Origin of the sequence: Streptomyces sp. NPDC051133 (genome assembly GCF_040682635.1) — a bacterium.
GTDB lineage: Bacteria > Actinomycetota > Actinomycetes > Streptomycetales > Streptomycetaceae > Streptomyces.
Map to the genome: position 1 here is coordinate 1 of NZ_JBFBBK010000238.1, position 1,343 is coordinate 1,343.

Annotated in this window: 1 protein-coding gene; it reads left to right on the forward strand. The window is 68.8% G+C overall.

Annotation, left to right across the window (positions count from 1 at the left end):
• Positions 1 to 841 (forward strand): Ig-like domain repeat protein (locus tag AB0N17_RS46725; protein WP_366017734.1); only part of this gene is annotated, 841 nt, incomplete at its 5' end.
• Positions 842 to 1,343 lie beyond the last annotated feature (502 nt).

A 1,343-nucleotide genomic window follows, 5' to 3' on the forward strand; every position in this document is an offset into this window, starting at 1 on the left:
ACACGAGGACAGCCCGCTCTGCGCCGACGCCTACGTCACCAACATGAATTCAAACACCGTGTCGGTGATCGACACTGCCGGCAATACCGTCACCACCACCGTGCCCGTTGGCAACGGTCCGGCCGGCGTGGCGATCGCGGCCGCCACGACGGCACCAACCACCACCACGGTGTCCTCCTCGCTGAACCCGTCGTCGTTCGGGCAACCGGTGATGTTCACCGCGACCGTCACCAACGGAACAGCCACCCCCACCGGAACCATCACCTTCAAAGACGGGACCACCACCCTGGGTACCAGGACCCTGGACAGCACGGGGAAGGCGACCCTGACCACCTCCGCCCTCAGCGTGGGCACCCACACCATCACCGCCGTCTACAACGGTGACTTCCACCACCAGCCATCCACGAGCGCCCCGCTCACTCAGACCGTTAACCAGGCCCCCACCAGCCTGACCGCGCACACCGCGACTCTCACTCTCTCCAACCTGGGGCGCAGACTGACCGTCACTGGCCTGTCCGCCGCCCTCACCAGCAACGGCAGCCCCGTTGCCGGGCAGACCATCACCTTCGCCAACCGCTCCGGCCGCATCACCTTGTGCACCGCGGTCACCGACGCCGACGGCACCGCCACCTGCACCGCCATCATCAACAATAGGCCCTTCGCCAACGGCGCCCTCGCCCTCGACCTCCTCACACGCGGCTACAAGGCCACCTACGGCGGCAGCTCCAACTTCGCCGCCTCCACCGCCGTCGGGCGCGTCAGGCTCCACTTCTGGAGCGAGGCCATCCCCGACCGATCCACCACCGACCACGGCAACCTCCGCCCGAAGGTGAGGGCGTAGGGCCCCGGATAGTCCGGGCCGTGCCACGCCAGTGCCGCACGGCCCGGCCCGAACACCAACCGGCGAGCAGGGTTGCAGCTCATCGGGGCTCCGTAAGTTGTGAGGCGGCCCGGGATGGCCGGATGTGGCTTATCGGGTCTCGCCAGTCGTGGCTCCGAAGGAGTGGCCGTCCGGCTCTCCGGGGCGCCCCGGCGGCGGGGACCGGGGCGGCTCCGGAGAGGGCGGCGAAGGAAGCCTTGGCGCGGGATGGCCTCGGGGCCGAGACGAGGACGCTGCCGATCTGGCTAAGCGCGGTGGTCCGGGCTTTCACCGCAGGGCTTCATGCTCGGCGGTCATTACCTTGACGCATCGGGCCAGGAATTTCAGCGCGGTCAGGACCGCGGCGTGGACTTTGTCTCCGCCGGTCGCAACCGGGCAAAGGCGGGGCCGCCGCATGGGGCTGCCGGTGTTCAAGAAGAAGTCCGGTACCCGGCAGACGGACCGGTTCACCTAGACCGGGACC